General features: G+C 75.8%; 15 protein-coding genes. 4 read left to right on the plus strand and 11 right to left on the minus strand.

The window, feature by feature from the left end; all coding sequences use genetic code 11:
* Window positions 1-35: 35 nt before the first annotated feature.
* Together BLU95_RS41685 and BLU95_RS31385 are read left to right on the plus strand one after the other, a co-directional pair.
* A complete protein-coding gene (locus tag BLU95_RS41685; protein ID WP_107452617.1) occupies window positions 36-2327 on the plus strand; it encodes a serine/threonine-protein kinase in 2292 nt (763 codons plus the stop codon).
* A gap of 2 nt (window positions 2328-2329) precedes the next feature.
* Window positions 2330-4756 carry a serine/threonine-protein kinase gene (locus BLU95_RS31385; protein ID WP_093862943.1) on the plus strand — a complete coding sequence of 809 codons (2427 nt, stop codon included), beginning with the start codon at window positions 2330-2332 and terminating at the stop codon, window positions 4754-4756.
* Window positions 4757-4763: 7 nt separating this feature from the next.
* Here the strand turns inward: BLU95_RS31385 and BLU95_RS31390 are convergent, their stop codons facing one another.
* From BLU95_RS31390 to BLU95_RS31405, 4 genes are all read right to left on the minus strand, one after another.
* The gene (locus BLU95_RS31390) at window positions 4764-5879 is read right to left on the minus strand and encodes a Fic family protein (protein WP_093862944.1); all 1116 of its coding nucleotides are present in this window, start codon (window positions 5877-5879) and stop codon (window positions 4764-4766) included.
* Complete coding sequence (locus BLU95_RS31395; protein WP_093862945.1) at window positions 5876-6463, minus strand: DUF6426 family protein; 588 nt, start codon at window positions 6461-6463, stop codon at window positions 5876-5878. The genes BLU95_RS31390 and BLU95_RS31395 overlap by 4 nt, the downstream gene beginning before the upstream one ends.
* A gap of 131 nt (window positions 6464-6594) precedes the next feature.
* Window positions 6595-9471 (minus strand): helix-turn-helix transcriptional regulator, encoded by a 2877-nt coding sequence (locus tag BLU95_RS45275; protein WP_093862946.1) that lies wholly within the window; start codon window positions 9469-9471, stop codon window positions 6595-6597.
* Between the two features lie 114 nt (window positions 9472-9585).
* Window positions 9586-12429 (minus strand): hypothetical protein, encoded by a 2844-nt coding sequence (locus BLU95_RS31405; RefSeq protein WP_093862947.1) that lies wholly within the window; start codon window positions 12427-12429, stop codon window positions 9586-9588.
* Window positions 12430-12761: 332 nt separating this feature from the next.
* On the opposite strand from BLU95_RS31405, the gene BLU95_RS31410 reads away from it, so the two are divergent.
* A complete protein-coding gene (locus BLU95_RS31410; protein WP_093862948.1) occupies window positions 12762-14213 on the plus strand; it encodes a WGR domain-containing protein in 1452 nt (483 codons plus the stop codon).
* A gap of 138 nt (window positions 14214-14351) precedes the next feature.
* Window positions 14352-14852: a hydroxyphenylacetyl-CoA thioesterase PaaI gene (gene paaI / locus BLU95_RS31415; protein ID WP_400746327.1), complete on the plus strand. Its 501-nt coding sequence runs from the start codon at window positions 14352-14354 to the stop codon at window positions 14850-14852.
* A gap of 48 nt (window positions 14853-14900) precedes the next feature.
* Here paaI and BLU95_RS31420 read toward each other — a convergent pair whose 3' ends face one another.
* From BLU95_RS31420 to BLU95_RS31450, 7 genes are read right to left on the minus strand one after another with little or no spacing between them, the layout of a single operon-like run.
* On the minus strand, window positions 14901-16154 hold the full coding sequence (locus BLU95_RS31420; protein WP_093862949.1) for a phenylacetate--CoA ligase family protein: 1254 nt from the start codon (window positions 16152-16154) through the stop codon (window positions 14901-14903).
* A gap of 33 nt (window positions 16155-16187) precedes the next feature.
* Window positions 16188-17063: an SDR family NAD(P)-dependent oxidoreductase gene (locus BLU95_RS31425; protein ID WP_093862950.1), complete on the minus strand. Its 876-nt coding sequence runs from the start codon at window positions 17061-17063 to the stop codon at window positions 16188-16190.
* Window positions 17060-18361 carry an MFS transporter gene (locus tag BLU95_RS31430; RefSeq protein ID WP_107452618.1) on the minus strand — a complete coding sequence of 434 codons (1302 nt, stop codon included), beginning with the start codon at window positions 18359-18361 and terminating at the stop codon, window positions 17060-17062. Before BLU95_RS31430 ends, BLU95_RS31425 begins: the two co-directional genes overlap by 4 nt.
* The gene (locus BLU95_RS31435; protein ID WP_093862951.1) at window positions 18358-19590 is read right to left on the minus strand and encodes a phenylacetate--CoA ligase family protein; all 1233 of its coding nucleotides are present in this window, start codon (window positions 19588-19590) and stop codon (window positions 18358-18360) included. Before BLU95_RS31435 ends, BLU95_RS31430 begins: the two co-directional genes overlap by 4 nt.
* On the minus strand, window positions 19587-20726 hold the full coding sequence (locus tag BLU95_RS31440) for an ATP-grasp domain-containing protein (RefSeq protein WP_093862952.1): 1140 nt from the start codon (window positions 20724-20726) through the stop codon (window positions 19587-19589). The genes BLU95_RS31435 and BLU95_RS31440 overlap by 4 nt, the downstream gene beginning before the upstream one ends.
* Window positions 20723-22309, minus strand: a complete 1587-nt coding sequence (locus BLU95_RS31445; RefSeq protein WP_231977920.1) for a KamA family radical SAM protein — start codon at window positions 22307-22309, stop codon at window positions 20723-20725. Before BLU95_RS31445 ends, BLU95_RS31440 begins: the two co-directional genes overlap by 4 nt.
* A 7-nt stretch (window positions 22310-22316) precedes the next feature.
* Window positions 22317-24080 carry a class I adenylate-forming enzyme family protein gene (locus BLU95_RS31450; protein WP_093862953.1) on the minus strand — a complete coding sequence of 588 codons (1764 nt, stop codon included), beginning with the start codon at window positions 24078-24080 and terminating at the stop codon, window positions 22317-22319.
* Between the last annotated feature and the right edge of the window lie 45 nt (window positions 24081-24125).

The raw sequence follows: 24125 nt of genomic DNA on the forward strand, positions 1-24125 counted from the left end.
GCCTAGGGTGAGGGGCTCACGGGGAGGGGACACGGGTGGAGCAGCTCGGACCGACGGATCCGCGGCAGGCGGGGCCCTATGTGCTGGCCGGCCGGCTCGGCGCCGGTGGCATGGGGGCGGTGTACCTGGGCCGGGCGGCCGGCGGGCGGACCGTCGCGGTGAAGGTGGTGCGGCCGGACCTGGCCGGGGACGGGTCCTTCCGGGCGCGGTTCCGGCAGGAGGTGGCGGCCGCCCGGCGGGTGTCGGGGGCGTTCACCGCGCCGGTGGTGGACGCCGACACCGAGGCCGCGATGCCGTGGATGGCGACGGCGTTCGTGCCCGGGGTGTCGCTCCAGCGGGCGGTGTCCGCGCACGGTCCGCTGCCGGAGGCGACGCTCCGGACGCTGGTCGCGGGGCTCGCCGAGGCCCTGGGCGAGATCCACCGGGCGGAGCTGATCCACCGGGACCTCAAGCCGGGCAATGTGCTGCTGGCCCTGGACGGCCCGCACGTCATCGACTTCGGCATCTCCCGGGCGGCCGACGGCACCGGGCTGACCACCACCGGGTCGGTGATCGGCTCGGCCCCGTTCATGTCGCCCGAGCAGGCGCTCGGCGAACCCCTGACCCCGGCGAGCGACGTGTTCTCGCTGGGTACGACCGTCGCCCACGCGGCGCTCGGCCGGCCCCTGTTCGGAGAGGGCGCGGCGGCGGCCGTGCTGTTCCGGGTGGTGAACACCGAGCCGGACCTCGGCGGGCTGCCGGACGGCCTGCGGCACCTGGTGGCGGCCTGCCTGGCGAAGAACCCGGCCCACCGGCCGACGCCGCGCCAGCTGGTCGAACTCGTCGAGCGCACCGGCCGCCCGCACACCTCCGGCGGCTGGCTCCCGCCGGGCGTGGCGGCGGACGTGCTGGCGGTGCGGCGCCTGCTGACCGCCCCGCAGCCGGGCCCGCACCCCGGCGTCCCCCCGGTCGCCGACGGGCCGGTCCTCCCGGCGCCGACCGTCCCGGAGGCCCCGGACCTCCCGCCCGCACCGGCCGGGCCGGAGCGCCGCCCGCCCCGGCGCGCGCTGCTGCTCGGCCTGGGGCTCGGTGGCGGGGTGCTCGCCGCCGGGGGGACCGTCGCCACCGTCGTCGTCCGGCAGCGCCGGCGGACGCCGTCCGCGGGCGCACCCCCCGGCGGGACGGCGTCCGGCGCGGCGCAGGCCGTCGACCGGCCCACGTGGGCCGACGTCAAGGAGGGCGTGCTGTCCTGGAAGACCTCCCCGCCGGAGTCCTGTTCGCAGGCGCTCGCCGCCGGCGACCTGGTGGTGGGCGTGGGGGAGGGCACCCTGACCGCCTTCGACCGGCACGGCACGGCGGCCTGGACCTTCGACGGCCGGGCGGCCGGCCTGATCCTGGCGATCACCAGGACCCCCGGCCGGCGGGCGGTCCTGGACGGCGGCCTGCTGTACACCGGCGCGACACGGATCGCCGCGGTCACGGGGGCGGGGCAGCCGGCCGTGTCGACCACCACGGTGCTGCTCGCCGTCGACCCGGCGACCGGCAAGGAGGCCTGGCGGGCCGAGACCGAGGGCTTCCGCACCGGCGGGGTGCTCCAGGTGCTCGGCGTCCGGGCGGGCAGGGCCTACCTGTTCGGGCTCGGCGACGGGACGGGCAAGGCCACCGGCGGCCACGTCTGGGCGGTCGACCTCGCGGCCCGGAGGACCGCGTGGTTCCGCGGCCTCGACGGATACGCCCTGTTCGGAGGGCTGCCGCCGGAGGGCGACCGGCTGCTCGTCGGCGGGGAGAAGACCGTGCAGGGCCTGGACCGGGACGGCCGGACCGCCTGGTCCCGGGACGCCGCCCTGCAGGGCTTCGGTGCCGTCGGCGGGCGCTTCCTGACCGTCGTCGACGGCGTGCTGTCGGCCCTGGACACGGCCACCGGCGAACCGGTCTGGACCGTGCCGGGGGTGCTCCCGACCACCGGCGGCTCCTGGAACGCCGTCGCCGCCTCCGAGGACGGCACGCTGCTGTTCTGCCAGCTGAAGGACACCGACGGCGGCTCCTCGCTCGGCACCCTGGACGCCGCCACCGGCACGGTCCGCCGGCGCACCCCGCTGCCGCCCGAGCCCGACCAGGGACTGCCCGCGGCCGCCCGGCTCCAGTGCGCCGACGGCAATGTGTACCGGCTCGGCCCGGACGCCGTGCTGTGGGCGCTCGACCCCGCCGACGGCAGGCCGAGGTGGAAGTTCACCGGCCTGCGCGGCACCGACCCGCAGAACCTGTCCTGGACGGCGGGCGGGGGACGGGTCTGCCTCGCGGACCGCTCCGCCGGCACCGTCGCCTCGCTCTTCGCGAACGGAGTCTGACCATGCGCGGAACGGAACCGGGGGACCCGACCAGGATCGGCCCCTACACCCTGGTCGGCCGGCTCGGCGCGGGCGGCATGGGCGTGGTGTTCCTCGGCCGCTCGGCCGGCGGCCGCACCGTCGCGGTCAAGCTCGTCCGCCCCGAACTCGCCGGGGACCAGGGCTTCCGGGCCCGGTTCCGGCACGAGGTGCGGGCGGCGCGCGCGGCCTCCTCGGCGTTCACCGCGCCGGTGGTGGACGCCGATCCGGACGGGCCGCTGCCGTGGCTGGCCACCGCCTTCGTGCCGGGGGTCGGACTGGACGAGGCGGCGCGGCTGGTCGGGGCCTTCCCCGAGCACGTGCTGCGGATCCTGGCCGCCGGGATCGCCGAGGAACTGCGCGCCATCCACGCCGTCGGGCTCACCCACCGGGACCTCAAGCCCAGCAACGTGCTGCTGGCCCTGGACGGCCCGCACGTCATCGACTTCGGTATCGCCCGGGCCGCCGACGGCAGTGTGATCACCGCCGAGGGCGCGATCTTCGGCACGCCCGCCTACATGTCCCCGGAACAGGCGCTGGGGCGGACGGCGACACCCGCGAGCGACGTGTTCTCGCTCGGCGCCACCCTCGTCCACGCCGCCTCCGGCGGCCGCGGGCCCTTCGACGGCGAGCCGGGGGGCCACCCGCTGGCGCTGCTCAACCGCGTCGCGCACGAGGAACCGGACCTGTCGGCGGTGCCGGAAGGGCTGCGGTTGTTGGTGGCCGCCTGCCTGGCGAAGGACCCGGCGGCCCGGCCGGCGCCCGCGCAGGTGCTGGCCGCGGTGGCGCGGGACGGATCGCCGCTCGGGGTGCGCGGACCGTGGCTGCACCCGGTGCTGGTGGAGCGGATCGAGGAAGCCGCGGCCGTCCTGGCACCGGACGCCGCCGCGACACCGCCACCGATGCCGCTGCCGGAGCACCCGGTGGACGACCGGACCGTGCCGCTGCGCCCGGACGCGCCGCCGCGCCCGACCCTGCCGCTGCTCCCCGCCGCGCCGCCGCCGACCCCGCCGGCGGGCCCGTCCCGCCGCAAGCTGCTGTGGGGTCTGGCGGGCGGCGCCGCGGCGCTGGCGGGCGGAGGCGCCGCGCTCGCCCTCGGGCTGCCGGACGGCGGCGGCTCCGGCCGTGGCGGTGGCACGCCGCCCGGCAGCTCCTCGTCCGGAGTGGCGGCGGCCCCGGCCGCCGCGTCCGGGACCCCCTCGGCGACGCCCTCCCCGACCCCCTCGGCGGCCGTCACGATCGGGACCGACACCGTCGCCACCCCGCTGTGGACCGGACCGGTCACCGAGGCGCTGGTCCAGGTGGCGGGCTCGGAGAAGGCGGTGCTCGCCGTCGGCAAGGACAACATCTGGGCCTTCGACCTCGGCGGCCGCCCGCTCTGGGGCCCGGTGCCCAACCGGATCGACTCGACCACGACCTACCTGGGCGGCACCACGGTCGCGCTGGACGGCTCCCGGGTGTACACGGCTACCAGCGGCGGCCGGGTCGGCTTCGACCGGCTGCTGCGCGCGCTCGACCTCGGCACGGGCCAGGAGGTCTGGAACACCGGGGAGTTGGCGAACCTGGTGCAGGCCTTCGCGCTGCCGGGCATGCTCGACGGCTCGGTCTTCGTCACCGGCCTCGCCAACGTCGGCGCGAACGGGGACCGGTCGACCGGCACCGTCTGGGCCGTCGACGCGCAGACCGGCAAGGTGAACTGGACGGCCCGCACCCCGGACGAGGACTGGGGCCGGATCAAGCTGATGGTGCCCTCCTCGGGGCGGACCCTGCTGTGGACCCGGGCCACCCTGCGCGGCGACGCGCCGAGGATCACCGGGGTCGACACCCAGGACGGCGGCCGGATCCGCTGGAACCAACCGGCCCCGGGTGTGTCCACCACGGCCTCCCAGGCGACCCCGGCGCTGAACGCCCTCTGGTACGACGGCCCGCACACCTCGGCCGGCGGGCGCTTCCTCTTCCTGTCCGACCACCTCTACGCGCTGGAGCCCGACACCGGCCAGGTGGCCTGGCAGTCCGCCGACACGACGCTCCACCAGGCCGTGGTGGCCGCCCCGGACGGTGCCACCGTCTACGCCGCCGGGTTCGACACCGCGAACCTGGGCATGACCCTGGAGGTCCGTGCCTACGACGCCGCCACCGGTCGGCCGGGGTGGACCGCCCGGATGCCCCGGGAACCGACCGCGCTGAAGCCGCCCGCCCTGCACTGCGCGGACGGCAACGTCTACCTCTACATCGGCACCACGGTCTACGCGCTGGACGCGGCCACCGGCGCCACCCGGTGGACGTTCCGGTTCGGCGGTTCGCCGAGCGGCTTCGGCCCGGTCGCGCTCTGGGCGGGCGGCGGACTCCTGCTCGGCAACACCGATCAGGGCCTGGTCGCGATCCCCGCGGACGGGAAGCCCCGGGGCTGACCGAGCGTCAGGGATCGTCAGGGATCGCCCGGTGGTCCGCCGGCGGTCCGTCAGTGGTCCGCCGGCGGTGCGTACGGGGCGTCGAGCACGGCCAGCAGGCCGGGGTGGACGAGTGCCCCGGGCAGGCGGGGGTGCGGGGCGAGGATCCCGGCGCTCCGCAGGCGGGCGAGGGCCGGGCGCGGGTCCTCCGGAAGCAGCTCGCGCAGGGACTCGGCCGAGACGGCGGGGGCGGCGCGGAGCGCGTCCAGCACCGAGACCGCCGCCGGGTCGTCGGCGACGCGGGCGGTGGCGGCGGCGAGGATCCGCCGGTGCTCGGCGAGGGTGGCGGTGCGGTGGCGGGCGGTCTCTGTGACTGCGCGGGCGAACAGTGCCCCCACAGCGGCAGATCGCCCTCGGCCGCCGCGACCACGGCCCGGTCGTGCGCCTCCCGGTTGGCGTCGACCCAGCCGTCCAGGTCGAGCAGCAGCCCGGACAGCAGCCCGGCGCCCACCAGGTCGCACTGGGCCAGCAGTCGGGCGATCCGGCCGTTCCCGTCGGGGAAGGGATGGACGGTGAACAGCCGCAGCACCTGGAGGGCGGCCAGGTCCAGCGCGGGGGAGGTGGTGCGGGCGCCCCAGCGGTACCAGCGTTCCATCTGCCCGAGCAGGGGCCGGCCCGGGGCGACGGCGATGACGAAGCGCTGCCCGTCGGGCCAGGTGATCCTGGCGGTGGTGCGGCGGAATCCGCCGCCGCCGGGGATGTTGGGGTCGGCGGCGACCAGCAGCCGGTGCAGTTCGGCGATCGCGTCCGGGGTGAAGTGCGGGCGCTCGAGCGGTTGTTCGGCGAGTTCGGCGCGGACCGAACGGACGGCGAGCAGCCCTGCCGCGACCCGGTTCTCCGCCGCCGAGGCCAACTGTCCGGCGAGCAGCCGGGGATCGGTCGCCCCGACGTGGCGCAGGTGCAGCCGGTCGCGGGCCCGGGGCCGGTGGAAGAGGTCGGGGTCGCCGAGGTGCGCCGCGGCGGCGGTCAGCGCGGCCAGGGCCTCGAGCGCCCGGGCGCGGTCCTCGGCGGGCACCGCCTCGGCGCCGGGCGGCGGCACGACGGGCTTGATCCGTCGTGCCGCCACGGAGAGTGTGCCGGTCACTGGCAGGCGTGGTCGATGATGGTGTTGGTCGGCACCTGCACGTCGACCAGCTGGGTCTGACCACCGGGCAGGGTGATCGAGTAGGTGACCGTCTGGTACTGCGCGAACACCCCGAAGCTCTGGCCCGGCTGGAGCGTGACGTCCACGCTGTGGGTGGTCGTGACGGTGGAGTTGACCTCGGCGCCGATGGCGGCCTTGAGGGCGCCCAGCGCCTCGGCCGAGAGGCTCGCCGTCACCTTGTACCCGGTCGCCACCTGGACCGTGACGTTGAGCTTCTCCGGATTGGGGGTGCCGTTCTTCCGGCAGAACTGCTTGTCCTCGAACTTCTCGCCGTACGCCTGGACGTGCGCGGAGGCCGCGCCACCACCGCCGCCGTGCCAGGGGAAGGGCCAGCCCTCGCTGGGCGGCGGGGGGTTGTGGCCGATGACGACGATCGGGTCGTTGACGTAGTTCGGGTCGTCCCAGGGGTCGCAGCTGGTGTAGCAGTCGGCGGCGGCGGCCATCTGCGGCACCACCAGGGCGGGCACGGCGGTCAGGACGGTGACGCCGAGGGCGACGGCCCCGAGGGCCTTCTTGAGCTGCACGGTCTCTCCACGGTCGGGGGGTCGAGGGTGAGGGGAACGCGGGGCGTCCGGCGTGCGGTGTCCCGCCCCCGTCGCGGACGAGTCTCGCGGCCGCTCCCGTACCGGGGCATCGGTAGAACTGCGCAAGTTGCCTACCTAATCGGGTCCCGACCTGCCGGATCGCCGGGGCCGTGCAGCAGCCGGGCGAGGGCGGAGCGGGAGGAGACGCCGAGCTTGCGGTAGATGCTGCCGAGATGGGTGTCGACCGTGCGGGGGCTGAGCACCAGGCGCTCGGCGATCCGGCGGGACGGCAGGCCGTCGGCGGCGAGTTCGGCCACCTCGCGTTCCCGGGCGCTGAGCAGGGAGCCGAGCAGGGCGGCCGGCTCGGACGGGTCGGGGACCGGGTCGGCGGGGGAGCCGCCGGCGCCGCCGGACGTCAGGGCGGCCCGCACCCGGGCCCCGTCCTCGCACAACCGCAGCGCGCCGCAGGCACGGGCCGCGTCGAGTGCCTCGTCGAGCTCGCCCAGGGCGGCCGCGGGGCCGTGCGCCTGGGCGAGCACGGGGGCGGCGGCGATCACCGTCCAGGCGTACTGGACGGGCATCCGCAGCCCCCGGAGCACCCGGGCGGCCCCCAGGGCGAGTTCGGCCGCGCGCGCCGGGTCGCCGTCGACGAACGCCATCGCGGCGGCCGCGCGGTCGGCCTGCGACTGCTGGAACGGCAGCCGCCCGAGCCGCTCGGCGGCCGCGTCCGCCGCGCGGGCGCTGCGGCGGGCGGTGTCGAGGTCGCCGCACAGCAGCGCGGCCGTGGTCATCAGGGCGAACAGCGAGGGGTGGGCGGCCGGTTGGAGCAGGTGCAGGTCCTCGCCGCCGCTCTCCTCCAGCAGGGTGCGCAGGCAGGCGGCCGGGTCGCCGCCGACCAGCCGGGCCTGGGCGAGCAGTCCGACGGCGGAACCCGCCCACCAGCCGCTGCCGGGCACGGTGCGCCGCAGGCCCTGCTCGGCCAGCGCCACCACCTCGGCGGTCCGGCGCCGGGGCGCCGCCCACAGGAGCGCGCTGGCGCGCATCGCCATGGCCAGGCCGACGACGTCGGGGGCGCCGATCTCGGTGCCCAGCCGTTCGGCCTCGCGGGCGTGCCGCTGCGCCAGGTCGAGCCGGCCGGCCCACTGGTCCAGGATCGACAGGCCGAGCAGGTGGTTGACGGCGAGGTGTTTGTGGGCGCCGCCGCTGGCGGTGGCGAGGCCGCGGCTGAGGTGCCGGTGGGCGTCGGTGAAGCGCTCCACGTACAGCTCGGCGCAGCCGAGCAGGGCCAGGACGTCGGGGGCGCGTCCGGCGACGGTGTCCGGGCGGGCGTCGACGAGCCGGCCGCAGCGTTCGACCTCGGGGGCGGCGAGCGCGAAGTCGCCGGCGTAGCTGTCGCAGAAGGCGGCGAGGACGCGGAGCGCGGTGCGGCCGTCCTCGGCGCCGGGGGTGGCCGCGGCGGCGGCGGCGCCTTCGTGCGCGAGCGCGCGGACCTCGGCCGCCGTGCCGCGGACGGCGTGCAGCAGGCCGTAGTCGAGGACCAGGTCGGCGGTCGCGGCGGGCAGCGGGGCGGGCAGCGGGCGGGGCAGCCGGTCGACGACGGTGCGGGCCATCGCGTCGGCCTCGGCGTACCGGCCGAGCAGCCGTTCGACACCGACGCAGACCGCCAGGGCCTGGACGTCGAGCGGCTCCGGCAGGCCGCCGGGCGTGCGCAGGATCTCGTGGCCGAGCGCCCGGGCCTGCTCCAGCCGGCCGGCGGCGGTGAGGGCCCGGCAGCGGTCCAGGGCCAGGGCGACCCTGGTCCGGGCGTCATGGGTGTCGGCGGGCGCGGACTCCAGCGCGGCCCGCAGCCAGCGGGCGGCGGTGGCGGGTGAGCGGACGACGACCTCGGCCGCGCCCTCGACGAGTACCGGCACGGCCTCGGCGGGGCCTCCGCCGAGCAGCAGTTGCTCGGCGTGCCGGGCGCGGGCGGCGGCCGGGGCGCCGCGTGCCTCGAGCAGGGCGAGGGCCCGGCGGTGGGCGTTCAGTCGCAGGCCGGGGTTGAGCCGGTGGTGGACCAGGCGGCCGAGTGCGGGGTGCCGGAAGGCCAGGTCGCGGCCCGGGCCGAGGGAGCGGACCAGGTCGGCCCGGCCGAGTTCGGCGAGCGCGTCGGCGGTGCGGTCGGTGTGCTCCCCGGCGACCCGGGCGACGTCGCCGAGCCGGAACGGTTCGCCGAGCACGGCGGCGGCCGCCAGGACGTCCGCGACCGCCGGGGGGAGGGTGTCGAGTTCGGCGATCAGGGGAGCGGCGGCGCGCAGCAGCGGTCCGGCGGCGGCGTCCGAACGCTCGGGCCAGTCGTCCGGGTCGGGGCCGGCGGCCAGCAGCAGGTGCAGGATCCGGGGGTTGCCGCCGGAGGCCGCGTGCAGCCGCTCGGCGCGGTGCTCGTCGGCCGCCGGGAGCAGGGCGGCGACGGCGGCGGCGGTGAGCGGCGCGGGTTCGACGCGCAGGACGGCGCCCGTCTGCTTGGCGGCGTCGAGCGCGGCGAGCAGGGCGGGCGGGGTCTGCCGGGGGCGGTGGGCGAGGACCAGCAGCAGCCGGTCCGGCGGCGGTTCGCCGAGGAGGCGCTCGGTGAGCCGGGCGGAGGCCGGGTCGCAGTGGTGGAAGTCGTCGAGCAGGAGCACGGTGCCGGCCGGGTCCGCGCACCGGTCGCGCAGGGCGCGGAGGAGGTCGCGGTCGGCGCCGGTGTCCCAGGGGATGCCGTCGGCGCTGCCCGGCGGCGGGACGTCGCCGCCCAGGGCGTCGCGGTACACCTGGTACGGCTTGGCGTCGGGGCCCTCGGCGCGGGCCCGCAGGACGGTGGCGCCGCGGTCGGCGGCCAGCCGGGCGAGCAGGTGCAGCAGGCCGGTCTTGCCGAGGCCGGGATCGGCCGCGAGGTCGAGCACCGCGCCGTGCCCGGCGCACAGCCCGTCCACGGCCCGGGCCAGCAGGGCGCGCTCCTTGTCCCGTCCGGGTAACGCCGACAGCCCTGCCACGGTCCGCCCTTCTCCGGCGCTCCCCGGGGCCGCTCCACGAGGCCGCTCGGCGCATGTTAGCGATCTTCACAACCGGGCCACAAGGTTCCTCCGGCGGGCCGGTCCGGGCCGGGGTCAGACCGTGTCGCCGGCCCGGAGTTCCTTGGCGACCTGGCGGCGCCCGGCGATCAGGGCCTGCGCGAGCACCCCGACGGTGACCAGCGCGGTCAGCGCCAGCGCAGGGGGGAGGACCGCGCCCGGGCGCAGCGGCAGGCCCGGCGGCACGTCGGTGCCGAGCAGGGCGGACAGGTCGAGCGCCGGGCCGAGCAGGACGACGGCGGCGAGCGAGGCCAGCAGGCCGCCGGCCGCCGCGAGCAGCGTCTGCGGCAGGGTCTCGACCAGGATCAGCGCCAGCCCCTGACGGGGGCGCAGCCCCATGGTGCGCAGCCGGGCCAGCGCGGCGGACCGGTCGGGGGCGGCGCGGACGAGTGTGAGCAGGGCGGCGATCAGGGCGAACGCGCCGGCCCCGGCGGTCCCGACCCGGAACACCAGGACCGCGGCCTGCCGCAGCGGGTCCTCGGTGAGTTCGGCGGTGAGCGCGGCGCTGGTCTTCACCAGGTAGCCGTCCGGGATGTCGTCCGGGTCCGGGCCGACCACCGGGACGCCGGTCCGCCGCGCGGTGTCCGCGACGATCGGGTGCACGGGCAGGTCGCGGGTCAGCGAGCGGACGGCCGTCGCGTCGATGTCGCCGACGGCGAACCAGTGGCCGTGGTCCGCGAGTCCGGGCACCCGGGCGGTGGCGGGCCCGGCCGGGAGCACGACGAACGGGTGGGTGGAGTCGCGCAGCGCCGGGGTGGCGTCGATCGTGCCCGCGTACTGGGCGCGCAGTTCGCCGGTGCTGGTCAGGTAGATCCGCTCCGCCCCGGCCCGGCCGCCGAGCTGCTCGACCAGCCCGCGCGAGTACAGGGCGGGGACGGGGACCTCGCGCGCGTCCGGTCCGGTCGGGCCGTCGGGCGCGGCCAGCAGCGCCGGGTCGAAGGCGCCGCGTCCGAGGGAGCGGGAGATCTCCGCGTAGGCCGTCGGCTCGACGACCACCAGGCTGATGGTGAGGTGGGGCCGGTCCGGGCGCAGCACCGCCGCGTCGGTGAGCAGGGTGACCTCGGTGGCGGCCCGGACGCCGGGCAGCCGGCCGGCCCGCTCGGCGAAGGAACCGGCCAGGCCGAAGCCCTTGGGGGCGCTCACCATGACGTCGCCGCCGGTGGCGAGGCGGGCCTCGCGGGTCCGGCCGGAGTCGACCGCCCCGATCACGTCGGCGCCGAACCCGGCCGTGGTGACGGCGAGCAGCAGCGCGAGCGTCGGCAGCACGGCCGGGCGCGGTCGGCCGCCGGCGCCGCGCGCCGCGCCGGCCAGTCCGAGGAAGCCGACCGCGCCGCGCCGCCGGCCGACCGCCCGGGCCAGGGCACCGATCAGCGGCGGCTGGATCCGGGCCAGCAGCAGGCCGGTGCAGAGGGCGATCAGCAGCGGGGCGGCGATCAGCAGCGGGTCGATCCCGGCGCCGGGCGGGGCGGCGCCGCGCCGGCGGACCTCGACCACCGCGGCGGCCGTCAGCAGGAGCAGGCCGAGTTCCCCGACGAGCCGGCGCGCACCGCCGCGCCGGACGGCACGACGGGGGGTCAGCAGCACCAGGGCGCGGGCCGGGAAGGCCAGCAGCGCGCACAGGGTGGCCGCCACCGCGGCGGACAGCGCGGGGCCCCAGCGGGGGGTGGGCAGCAGCAGGAGGGCGAGCAGGGTCCCGAGGGCGGCGCCGGGCAGGACCACCGCGGCACCCTCGCCGAGCAGCCTCCGCAGCAGGCCCCGGCGGGAGCCGCCGCGGGCCTGGAGCAGCAGGAGTTCGGGGCCGCGCCGGTCGGCGGCCAGTGCGGCGGCCAGGCACAGGACGACGGTGACGACGCCGGCCAGCCCGGCCGGACCGAGCGCCGCCAGCGGGGCGGCGGCGTCCCGGCGGGCGGTGGCGAGCGCGAAGAGGTCCGGCAGCGTGGAGAAGGTGCGCAGGTCGGAGCGGCCGGTGGCGGCCGCCAGCTCGGCGCCGGTGGGGCCGCTCAGGTAGCTCGCGAGTTCGTGGGCGGCCTCGGGCAGCCGGTCGGCGCGCAGCGAGTCCGGGTCGATGGGCAGCCGCCAGGAGAGTTCACCGCCCTTGGCCCACTCCATCAGCCGGGGCAGGTCGTCGCCGCCGGTCAGGCCGACCGCCTTCCAGAGCCGGAGCCACTCGAAGGTCTCCGGGATCTCCAGGCAGGGCCGGCGCAGGCAGTAGAGGTCGGTCCAGTACGGGTCGTGGTCGTCGTTCACCCGGAAGGTGCCGACCACCTCGGTGTCCGGCGACGGCCTGCCGCCGGGCAGGTGTTCCTCCGTCAGCACGTCGCCGACCCGGATGTTCAGCTTCTCGGCCGCCTGCTCCGCGATCACGATCGCCAGCGGCCGGCCGGGGGTGGCGCTCGGCCAGCGGCCCTCGACCAGGGTGGCGTGTTCGGCGAGCCCGGCCAGGTGGCGCAGTTCCAGGCGCGGGGACGGGCCGTCGGGCCGGGACAGCTGCGGATTGCCGAGGATCTTCGAGCTGATGCCGCGGACGCCGAACACCGGTCCGCTCGCCGAGACGCGGAACTCCCCGCCGGTGCGGGCGGTCAGGTGCGCGGCGACCGAGGCCAGGGTGGCGGAGTCGTCGTCGTGGCGGAGGTCGGAGCGGCTGACCAGGCTGGTCGCGCCGATGCCGCGGTCGCGCAGGAAGTCGTGCAGGGCGGCGTCCTCGCCCCGGTCGACACCCCGGGGGAGCCCGGCGCAGAGCAGCACCACCACGAACACCAGCACGCCGTTGAGCAGCGCCGTCCAGGGCGCGGCCCGCAGCCGGACGCGGACCCAGCGGGCGGGCCGGAACCCGGTGCGCGCCCGGGGTGGGGTGGTCGCCGTCGCCGGGCTGCCCTGCATCCGCGTTCTCCCGCCCCCTGCGCCCGTCCCTGCGGGCGGGCGGTCGCCGATCCCGGCCCATGGTGACCGGAGCGGACGATGCTGTCAGAGCGGGTGGCGCGGCGGAAGGTCCGTTCGGGCAGACCGCGGGGGGCGTCCGGGCGGTGCGGGGGCGGGTGGTTCGTCGCCGTCCGGTGCGGTCCGGCCCGCGCCGGACGGCGGGGGCCCGGGACGGGGGAGGGGCCCGCGGGGGCCCTGTCGGTGCCGGGGGCTAGGTTCTGAGGTGTCGCCGGGCACCGCGCCCGCAGCGCCGAAGCAACCCGTCACGCCCGTGCCCGGAAGGGGCCCACGCCATGTCAGCCACTGCCACCGACACGCAGTCGACGTACCTGGAGCTGTCCGAGGACAGCGGCAGCGCGCACAAGTTCTACGAGGTCCTGGTGGCCGGCGTGGACGTCACCATCACCTACGGGCGGATCGGCGAGAGCGGCCAGACGAAGACCACCGCCTACCCCACGCCGGAGAAGGCCGCGGCGGCGGCCGCCAAGAAGATCGGCGAGAAGGTCCGCAAGGGCTACGCCCCGGCGGTGCGCGGCGTGCGCGAGCGGCGGGCGGTGACGCGGCGGGCGATCGTCAGCACCCGTTCGACGGCCCGGCAGGCGCCGGTGCTGTGGCGGTTCAGCTCCGGCGCGGCGGCGTTCGGCATCTTCGTCGGCGAGGAGCACGCCTGGGTGGGCAACGAGCGCGGCGACGTCTACACGCTGACCCACGACGGCGCGGTGACCGGCCGCTTCGGGCTGCCGGACGGCGTCAAGTGCATCGTCGCGGACGACTGGTGGATCTACGCGGGCTGTGACAACGGCAAGGTGTACGACCTGGGCGGCAAGGTGCCGCGGGTGGCGTACGAGATAGCCGAGGACGTCGACATCTACTGGCTGGACATCCACGACGGCGTGCTCGGCGTGGCCGACGCGCGCGGCGGGATCACCACCGTCGACCACGAGGACGAGTTCCAGTGGCGGCGCTCGGCCGAGGGCACCGACGGCTGGATGGTGCGCTGCGACAACGACGGCGTCTACCACGGCCATTCGCGCGGCGTGAGCCGGTACGCGGCGCGCGGCGGCGCCCCGGTCTGGCACACCCGCACCGAGGGTGAGGTGCTGTTCGGCTGGCAGGAGCGGGAGGAGGTGTTCGCCGGTACGGGGCGCGGCTGGGTGCACCGGCTGCGCAAGGCGGACGGCTCGGAGGTGGCCCGCTACCGCTGCGACGCCGCGGTGTTCTCCTGCGCCGCCTCGCCCGACGGCCGGTACGTGTTCGCGGGGGACAACCACTCCTCGGTGTACTGCTTCGACGCCGACGGCACCCGGTTGTGGAAGCTCGGCACCGGCTCCGGCTCGGCGTACAGCATGCAGTACCGCGACGGCCGGCTGTACCTGGTGACCACGGACGGTTCGCTGGTCTGCCTGGACGCGAGCGAGGGGGCGGTGCGCGCGGCCGAGGAGGGCAGGCTGCCGGAGGCCGCCGAGGTGGACGGCAGCGGCTGGACGGCGGCTGTGGCCGGCGCGGAGATCGAGTCGGTGGCGGTCGGTTCGGTCGGCGCCGCGGGCGGCATCGAGGTGGAGTGCGTGCAGGACGGCACCCGGCTGCGGGTGCGGGTGGTCTCGCCGGGTTACGACGCGACCCGCCGGGTGCAGTTCCCGAAGGACATCCGGGTGCCCGGCGCGCGCTACCTGGTGGCCGAGGTGCTGGAGTCCGGCAGCGGCTCGTTCTACCGGGCGCGGGGGGACATCAAGCGGCTGCTCTGAGTTCTCCTGACGGACTTTCCGTCCCCGTCGGGAGACCGTTGACAGCCCGTCACGGGCCTCGGTGTAATGCGGGTGCAATACGCACGCACGGCACACCGACCGACCGTTTCGGGCTGTTCCCGGGGAAAGCAGGGCGTCATGAGCGTGGACACCGTGGCCGTCGAGGATTCGGCGGGGGCGGCGGATTCGGCGGGGGCGCCGGACTCGCCGGGTGCGGCCGGGGCCGCGGTGCCGAATTCCCGGATGGCCGCCCTGTACGAGCGCGACCTGGCCTGCCAGGGCCTGGGGATCACGCTCGAGGAGGTGTCCACCGGGCGGGCGTCGATGCGGATGACGGTGGCCCCGGCGATGGTGAACGGGCACGGCATCGCGCACGGCGGCTACCTGTTCCTGCTCGCCGACGCGGCCTTCTCCTACGCCTGCAACAGCTACGGCCCGGTGACGGTGGCGCAGGCCGCGCAGGTGACTTTCCTGGCACCGGCGGCGGTCGGGGACGAACTGGTGGCGGAGGCGGTGGAACGCACGCGTTCCGGGCGCACCGGCATTTACGACGTGACGGTGCGGAATGCGGCCGAAAAGGTGATCGCGGAATTCCGGGGCCAGAGCGTGATGCTGGCAGGACAGCCGCACACGGCCTGAGCGGCGAGGTGGGCCGGGGGGAGCGGATTCCCCCGGCCCACGGGCGCGTCACGCCGGCGGGCGCTCGTCCACGACCTGCTGGAGCTTGCCGGTGCGCGGGTTGGTGACCAGCTCCGCGCGGGGCACCCACTCCACCTCCAGGTCGTGGATCACCCCGGCCGCCACGTCGTCCGGGTAGAGCGGCCGGGCCCGGTACACCGCCTCGACCAGCGTTCCGGCCAGACCGGCCGGCGGCTCCTCGGTGTACCCGAGTCGCAGCACCAGCCCGTCCTTGCCGTCCCAGCGGCGCTGCACCATCTGCATCCCGGAGATCACCTGGTCCGGGTCGTGGGCGAGCAGGACGGCGCGGATCTCCTCGGTCGGCATCGCCACGGTGCCCACCCGGGCACCCTCGACCGACCGTCCGACCAGCCGGAACCGGCCGCGCTCAAGGTCGACCCACTCGGCCCGGTCGCCGGTGGGGTAGCGCAGGATCGGCATCAGGGTGCGGAACAGGTTGGTGACCACCACCCGGCCGGGCACGCCGAGTTCGGTGATCGGTTCGCCGGTGACGTCGTCGACCAGCTCCACCACCGTCCGGTTCGGGAAGGCCTCGTGCACCCGGACGTCGTCGCCGGGGACCGGCGCGCCGACCAGGCCGGCGTCCACCGAGGCGTAGCCGATCGAGGCGACGGCCGCGTTGGGGAACGCGCGGGAGAGGATCGGCCGCAGGTCGGCGAAGAGCAGGTCCCCGCCGAACAGCAGGAGTTCGATCCGCTCGGCCACCTGCTCGTGCTTGACCAGGTACTCGGCGACCGAGCTGAGCTTCATCGGCTCGCCGGCCAGCACGTCCACCCCGAAGTCGGCGATCAGCCCGGCGACGTAGGCGTCGGGCGCGGCGCCGACCGGCAGCCGGACGTTGTCCACGGGGGCGTGGTGCAGGGCGTTCTCGATGTACAGGAAGCCCCCGTACAGCTCGCCGGCCCAGAACAGGTTGGCGACCCGGTGACCGGGCTTGAGGCCGGCCTGGACCAGACCCGCGCCGAAGGCGGTGACCGAGTCGGCGTGCTCGGTGCGCGACCAGGGGGAGAACTTGGGGACGCCGGTGGTGCCGCCGGTCTTGTAGACGCCGCCGTCGAGCAGCGGTCCGGTCAGCAGGCGGTTGTCCGGCCAGGAGTTGGCGGCCCAGAACGCGGTCTGCTCGATCAGTGGGAGCTGCGAGAGGTGTTCGACGCGCTCCGGCAGGTCCCGGTAGAGGTCGGCGTAGAAGGGGGAGTTGCGGCGGGCGAAGTCGATCAGTTCGGGCAGCGGTTTGGCGGGCATGCGCGGGACTCCTGACAGTGGGTCAGCGGCGGGTCAGCTGGGGTCGGGGCGGCCGATCCAGGTACGGGCGAGGGTCTGGACGGCCGAGCCGTCCGGGTCGGCGAGCTTCTGCGCCAGGTAGTCGGCGGCCCAGGCGTTGGTGGGCACCCGGAAGGCGGGCCGTTCGGCGCGCAGCGTGCGCACGACGACCTCGGCCACCTCCCGGGCTGGCTGTCCGGCGGCCTCCCAGCCCTGGCCGCCGACCCAGGCGAGGTAGTCCTCGAAGGTCGGCGCGTAGGGCCCGGAGGCCGCCGCGATGGTGCGGCGGTCGATGTCGGGGAAGATCCCGAACCGGGTGTCCGGCACGAAGCCGGGGACGACCACGGATACCCGCACGCCGTGTGCGCCGGCCACCGGGGCGAGGCTCTCCATGAACCCCTCGACGGCGGCCTTGGCGGCGCAGTACGCCTCGTTGAACGGCTGGCCGACCACGCCGTGCACGCTGCCGATCGTGACCAGCCGGCCGCCGGAGGCGCGCAGCAGCGGCAGGGCGGCGCGGCTCACGGCGATCACGCCGAAGAAGTTCACCTCCAGGTTGGCCCGCAGCGCGGCGTCGGTGGACATCTCCAGCGTGGGGTCGGAGTTGGAGACACCGGCGTTGTTGACCACCGCGTCCAGCCGCCCGTGGGTGGCGGCCACGCCGTCGACGCAGGCGGCGACGGAGGCGGCGTCGGTGACGTCGAGCCGGCGGACGTCCAGCTCCACCCCGGCCTCCCCGGCGGCCTTCCGCAGGTCGTCGGCGCGGTCCGGGTCGCGCAGGGTGGCCACGGTGGTGAACCCGGCCCGGGCGGCGGCCACGGCGGTGGCCAGGCCGATGCCGGAGGAGCAGCCGGTGACGAGCAGGACGCCGTCGGCCGGTGCGGCGCTCACGGTGCGCTCTCCGTCAGCTCGGGCTCGGGCCGGGCGTCGGTGGGCCGCTGCTCCGCCTCGCGGGCGGCGGCGTCCATCCGGCCCTGGACGCCGAGAGCGGGCAGGAAGGAGCAGGCGGCGAGCAGGGTGCCGCCGGCCATCGTCCAGCGCGCCGCGTCCAGGACCCCGAGCGGGTCGGTGAGCGCGGACACGGCCAGGCCGCCGACCAGCGCGGCGAGCGGGATCACGCCCCAGGTGACGGTGCGGAACGCCGCGTGCATCACGCCCTGGTGCTCGGCGGACATCCGGGACTGGCGGGTGGGTGCGCTGCACACGTTGATGCAGGACATGAAGAAGCCGTAGCAGCCCATGGTCACCGCGATCACGAGCACGGAGGGCAGCGCGGGCGCGGCCAGCACGCCCAGCCCGACCAGGCAGTGCAGCAGCAGCGACCAGGCCAGGGTGCGGCCCAGGCCCAGCCGCCGGCTGATCCTGGGGGCGACCACGGCGCCGGTGAGCGCGCCGACCGCGCCGACCGACATGGCGGCGCCGAACTGGCCGACCGAGAGGTCCAGGCCCCGGTAGGCGAGCACGGGCAGCACCGTGACGAACACCGGCCCGCCGCAGTTGAGCGTGACCGCCGCCAGGACCACCCGGCGCAGCACCGGGTCGGCCCAGTTCATCCGGAACCCGATGGTCAGCCGCTCCCAGACGGTGCCCTCGACGACGGTGCGCTCGCCCCACGGCCGCATGTAGCGGAAGCAGGTGGCGGAGATCAGGTAGCTGGCGGCGTCGACCACGAGGGCGCCGACGCCGAGCGCGCTGTAGAGGCCGGCGGCGATCGAGGGCCCGGCCACCTCGGCGACCGAGTTGCTGCCCTCCAGCCGGGAGTAGGCGCGCACCATCCGCTCCTCGGGGACCACCGCGGGGACGGCGATCAGGTACCCGACGTTGAAGAAGATGGTGGCGCCGCTGATCACGGCCACACAGCCGAACAGCAGCGGGGTGGAGAGCAGGTCCAGCCAGTACGCGAGCGGGATCACCAGGACGGCGGCCAGTCGGAGCAGGTCGCAGACCAGCATGGTGCGGCGCTTGTCCCAGCGGTCCACCAGCACTCCGGCGACCGGGCCCAGCAGCGGGATGCCGAGGTACTGGGCCATCGCCACCACGCCGACCTGGAGGGCGGAGGCGTGCAGCACGAAGATCATCAGGGTCGGGACGACGAACACGGTGATCCGGTCGCCGACCACGCTGACGGTCTGGCCGGTCCAGAACAGGTTGAAGCCGCGCCCGAGGTCCGCCGGCTTTCGCAGCTTCACGAGGCCTCCCCGCGGACCACCAGGGAGGCGGTCTTGCCGGTGCGGTCGTTGCTGACCAGCGCCTCGACGACCCGGACCGTCACGTGCTCGGGGTCGTGCTGGAACGCGGTGCTGAGGGTGAACGTCCCGGCCAGCAGCTCGGCCCGCAGCGCCGCCGGGTCCACCCCGGCGGCCGGGTCGGCCAGCAGCAGCACCTCGACGCCGGTGGCCCGGCCGCCGTCCTCGGTGACCACCACCTGGGCCCGGGAGACGCCGGGCTCCCGCTCGGCCCGGGCGACCAGCTCGTCCACGTGCAGGCCGAGGCCGCGCACCTGGACGACGTTGTCCCGCCGCCCCAGCACCCGCATCGCGGCGCCGGGGCGGCCGCACGGGCAGGTGGTCAGCCCGCCCGCGTCCCCGGTGCGGTAGCGGAGCACCGGGTTGAGCATCTCCGGGTCGAGGGTGGTGAAGTCCAGCAGCCCGTCCGCTCCGGCGTGCACCAGCTGGGTGGGCAGCGGATGGAAGGTGTCGGCCGGGCAGTCGGGCGTGTTGGTGCCGACCACCCAGGTCTCGGTGGAGCCGAACATGCCCCAGCGGCGGGCCCCGGGCGCGACCACCGCGAGGTCCTCCTCCAGCTGCGGCTGCCAGGCCTCGCCCAGCCACAGCACCTTGCGCAGCGAGGGCAGCTTCAGCCCGGCCGCGCGGGCGTGCGCGAACCAGAGCCGCAGCACGCTGGGGGTGCCGCCGATCGCCGTCACCCCGCGGTCGGCGAGGAAGCCCAGCCAGTCCGGGTACTCCTCGCGGGTGATCGAGCCGAGCGCGATCACCCGGCAGCCGGCCCGGTCGGCCAGCGCGGCGGCCAGGAAGTGCGCGCCCCACATCCGGCCGGCGCCCCAGGCGTTGGCGAACACGTCCGCGCGGTCCAGCACCGGCCAGTGCTCGTGCACCCCGGCCATGTAGAACCCGGTCGGCGCGTAGCCGACCTTGGGCGCGCCGGTGGAACCGCCGCTCTGGAACAGCCAGGTGGCGGCCGTGTCGGAGCGCGGCTCCAGGTGGGCGAGGGCGGTGTTCAGGTCGTCCTTGAGCAGCGGCGGCAGCGCGGCCAGCTCGTCCAGGGTGCGGACGGCCGCCGGGCGGTCGGCGTAGCGGGGGGCGAGCGCGGGCACGGTGCGCAGCCGCTCCAGGGTGGCGGCGGCGACGGTCAGTCGTGGTTCGGCCGCGTCCGGCGGCAGGGAGAACGCGTCGGTCATCGGGTTTCCGATCGGGGGGCGGAGGTCGTCGGGGCGAGGGTCGTCGGGGTGGCGGTCGCGGGGGCGGGGGTCGGGGTGCGGTGCGGGAGGGGGGACATCAGGCCGACGGGGGCGGACGGCGTGCCGTCGGCGAGCCACTTGGCGTGGGCGTCCCGGTAGGCGGTGAACCGGGCCCGGACGATGTCGCGCTGCAGCGAGCGGTCCGGGTCGGTGAAGTCCGGGGCGATCACGCCGTCCGGCTCCAGCTCCGAGAACCAGTACTTCTCGCCGTCGTACAGGAAGTCCACGCAGAAGAACGGGATCCTCAGCTTCTCGGCGAAGTAGGCCGTGGCCTCGGCGAGTTCCGGCGGGACGGGCGGGAACTCCATCGTCCCGCCCCGGCTGGCGTTGGCCACCGGCGAACCGGCCTCCGGCACCCGTCGCATCACCGCGTACGGCTCGCCGTTCACCACGTACACCCGGTAGTCGACGGTGCCGTCGCCCAGGTACGGCTGGGCGACGAGCGTGGTGTCCCCGCCCTGGGCGAGGCTGGCCAGACCACGGATGTCCTCCGGCCCGCGGGCGAGGTTGATCCCGCCGCCCCCGCACCAGCCGGCGGGCTTGACGATCGCCGGGTAGGTCAGCCGGTCGAGCGCCACCTCGTACTGGTGCTTGGCGACGTCCCGGCCGGAGCCGATCCGGATCGACGGGATCGGCGGTACCGGCGAGTCGGCCAGGTGCAGCACGGTGGCGACCTTGTCGTTGCCGATCAGCGAGACGTACGGCGGGAACGGCAGGTAGAACCCGGCCTGCTCCAGCACCGCGTACAGCGAGTACTGGTTGAAGATGTCCATCGACTGGTACGGCAGCGAGTACAGCGCGGTGACGAACAGGGTGTCCTGCGGGGTCACCGGCTCCTCGTCCACGTACACCACCGGGCGGGCGGGGTCACTGGCGTCCACCGTGACGGCGTCCGGGGAGTGCCGGCACCAGGAGAGGCCCAGCTCCTCGGCGATCTCCTCGTAGAGGTCCCAGAAGAAGTACCGCCACATCGCGGTGGTCCGGGTCGACTCGCGGTCGGGGAAGATCCAGCACATCCGGCGCAGCGGGGCGGCCTCCTGCGGGCCGTGCTCCTGCTGGTCGCTGCGGTTCGTCACCGGGCTGCTCCTTCCTGCGGGGCCGGTGCGGCGGCAGCGGCGCGCGCGGCCCGCTCCGTCCACCAGCGGCGGCCGGACTCGGGGAGGGTGTCCACCGGGTCGTAGTAGGGGTGGCGGCGGTCGAGCGGGTCCTCCGCCCCGCTGCCGCCGGACGGCGCGGCGCCGCCGGAGCGGGCCTCCAGGGCCGTGCGGTAGTTCTTGGTCCAGTAGGAGATGCCGCGTTCGCGGTCGTACGCCACGGCCTGGTGCACCCAGCGCTTGCCGAGCCGCGGCACGTCGCAGACCAGGCGCGGGGTGGCGTAGCCGGGCAGGTAGCCCATGATCGCCTCCTGGAGGTACTGGGCCCGGTGGACGCTGGTGCGCCAGTGCTCGGCGTTGGGGATCATGTCGCAGAGGTAGAAGTAGTAGGGGAGGATGTTCGCCTCGCCCTGGAGCGCGAAGCAGAGGTCCAGCAGGTCCTCCGGGGTGTCGTTGACGCCCCGCATCAGCACGCCCTGGTTGCGCACGTCGCGCACACCCGCGTCGAGCAGCGCCCGGGCCGCCTCGGCGACCAGCGGGGTCACCGAGCGCACGTGGTTGGCGTGGGTGTGCACGGCGAGGTTGACGGCGCGCCGGGCGGCGATCGTCGCGACCCGGTGCACGCCCTCCAGGACCTGCGGCTGCAGCCAGTGCTGCGGAAGGCCGACCACCGCCTTGCTGGCGAGCCGGATGTCGCGGACCGACTCCAGCTCCAGCAGCCGCAGCAGGAAGGACTCGAGCTGCGGCCACGGCACATTGGCGAGGTCGCCGCCGGACACCACCACGTCGCGCACGGCCGGGGTGCGCTTGAGGTAGTCGAGCATCTGCTCCTGCCGGTGGGCCGGCCGCAGCACCAGCCGGGCCTTGGTGACCTGGGGCGTGGAGGTGCCGACCAGGTCCATCCGGGTGCAGTGCCCGCAGTACTGCGGGCAGGTGGAGACCAGCTCGGCCAGCACCTTGGTGGGGTAACGGTGGGTGAGGCCCTCGACCACCCACATCTCGGCCTCGTGCAGCGAGTCGCGCTCGGCCTTCGGGTGGCTGGGCCAGCGCGGGTGCCGGTCGGCGAGCACCGGCAGCATGTAGCGACGCACCGGGTCGGCCAGGAACGCAGCGGTGAACGCCGCCGGGGTGGTGGGGGAGTGCGCGGCCATGGTGTTCAGCAGCTGCGGTGGCAGCAGGATCGGCATGGTCGCGAACTCGGCCTGATCGGCTGCGAGTTGCTCGTAGAACTCGGGCGTGAGCAGTTCGCCGACGACCGCCCGGAGCTGGCGGGCGTTCTTGACGCAGTGCGCGCGCTGCCACTGGGCGTCGCGCCACTGCGCCTCGGTGACGTCGCGCCAGCCGGGCAGCCGGCGCCAGTCCGGCTCCACCAGCCGGGCCCGGACGTACTGGTACGGCTGCCGGAGCGGGGGCGGTGCGGCGGTGGTGGTGACGGTGCTGGATGCGGCGGTCGGGAGCGCGGGGGCCGGGAGTGCGGGGGCCGGGAGTGCGGGGGTCGGGAGTGCGGGCGCGGTGGTCACCGGCGCGGCGGGGGTGCGCGCGGGGGACAGGAGGTGGTCGGTCATTCCGGTGCTACTGGGCGGTGAGGAGGGTGGCGAAGCGGGTGCGCAGTTCGCGCTTGAGCACCTTGCCGGTCGGCCCGAGCGGGAAGTCCGCCGCCGTGCGGGCGATCCGGACGGCGGCGAGCGCGGCCAGTCCGGCCCCGGCCAGGGCCTTGTTGGCGGCCTCCAGGACCTCCTCGGCGGTCGCGGACTCCGCGTCCTGCTGCAACTGAACCACCGCGACGGGCCGTTGCCCCTCACCGGTGGCACCGGGCACGCCCACCACCGAGCAGTCCCGGACCAGCTCGGCGCAGTCCGCCAGCAGCACCTCCTCGACCGGCAGGCTGTAGACCGGCCCGGCGGAGGTGTCGATGACGTCCACGGTGCGGTCCAGGTGGTAGAACCGGCCCTCGGCGTCGCGCCGGGCGAGGTCCCCGGTCAGCCAGTAGCCGGCCAGTTCGAAGCTCCCGGTCAGCCGCGCGTTGTTCCAGTAGCCCGGTGTCCGCGAGGGCGAGTCGATCCCGAGCAGCCCGACCGTGCCGTCCGGCAGTTCGTTGCCGTCCTGGTCCAGCACGGCCGCCCGGCGCACCACTTCGAGCGGCTTGCCGACACAGCGGTCGTTGCGGACGCTCTCCGGTGTGGTGACCTGGCCGAACAGTGCCATGCCCATCTCGGAGGAGCCCAGCCCGTCGACGAACTGCGAACCGGGCAGCGCGGGTTGCTCGGCCTTCTCCTGCGGCAGCAGCCAGGGCCGGATCAGCCCGGCCGGGCGCTCGCCCAGCTGCACCAGTCGGCGGATGTGCCCGTAGTGCGCGCTGTCGCCGGTGTTGAACCAGGAGTGCACCTTGGCCGCGCCCGCCACCGGCAGCTCGCCGGTGGCGAGTTCGACGAAGGTGCGCGGGAAGGAGGCGACCATGGTGGGCCGGAAGGCCTCCATCACCGGCTCGACCACCGAGCGGCGCCAGTCCGCCATCACCACGGTCGGCAGGCCGAGCAGGGTCGCGGTGAGGAAGTAGCTCAGACCGCCGGCGTGGGTGTGCGGCATCAGCGACATCAGCCGGTCCTCCGGCTCGGCCGGGAAGCGCACCATGCGCGGCTGCTTGCCGTCCCAGAACTGCCGGTGCGCCAGCATCGTCGACTTCGGCGTGCCGGTGGTGCCGGAGGAGTGGATCAGCGCGACCACGTCCTCCGCCGCGTGCCGGTACGGGTACTCGGCGGGCAGGCCGCCGGAGGCGTCCGCGTCGAAGGCCTGGATCTCGGCGGCGAGTGCGATGAACCGGGGGCGGCGCTGCGGGTCCTGGCGGTAGGCGGCGGCGAGGCGGGTGGTGTCGTCGGCGACCACGCCGACCACGCCGACGTGGTTGAGGTAGCGGACCATCACGTCGTGCCGCATGGCGTCGTTCACCAGGGCCGGGACGGCGCCCAGCGCGGTGAGCGCCAGGAAGTGCAGCAGCGGTTCCAGGCCCTCGGCGATCACCACCGCCACCGGCTCGCCCGGGCGCACGCCGTTCGCGTGGTACCAGGCGGCGTAGCGGTCGCGCAGGTCGGCGAGGTCCTGGAGGCTGTGGCCGCGCAGCACCACCGCGCCGCGGTGGTCGAGGTGGTGGCTGTAGGCGAAGGGGACCGCGCGGTTGGGGTTCACGGCGAGGGCGTGGTCGAGGAAGTTGCCGGCCCCGAGCTCCGGTTCGGCCATCAGCCGCTCGCGAGCGGCGAGCGGTGCGACCGGGGAGGGGGCGGAGGGTGCGGCGGTGGCGGCGGACGCGCCGTTGTCCGGGGAGGAACTCTCGTCGCTCATGGCGGTCTCCTGAGGGGGGTGGCCCGCGGTTCTTGTGGAACGGAG

The organism is Streptomyces sp. TLI_053 (assembly GCF_900105395.1).
Classification (GTDB): domain Bacteria; phylum Actinomycetota; class Actinomycetes; order Streptomycetales; family Streptomycetaceae; genus Kitasatospora.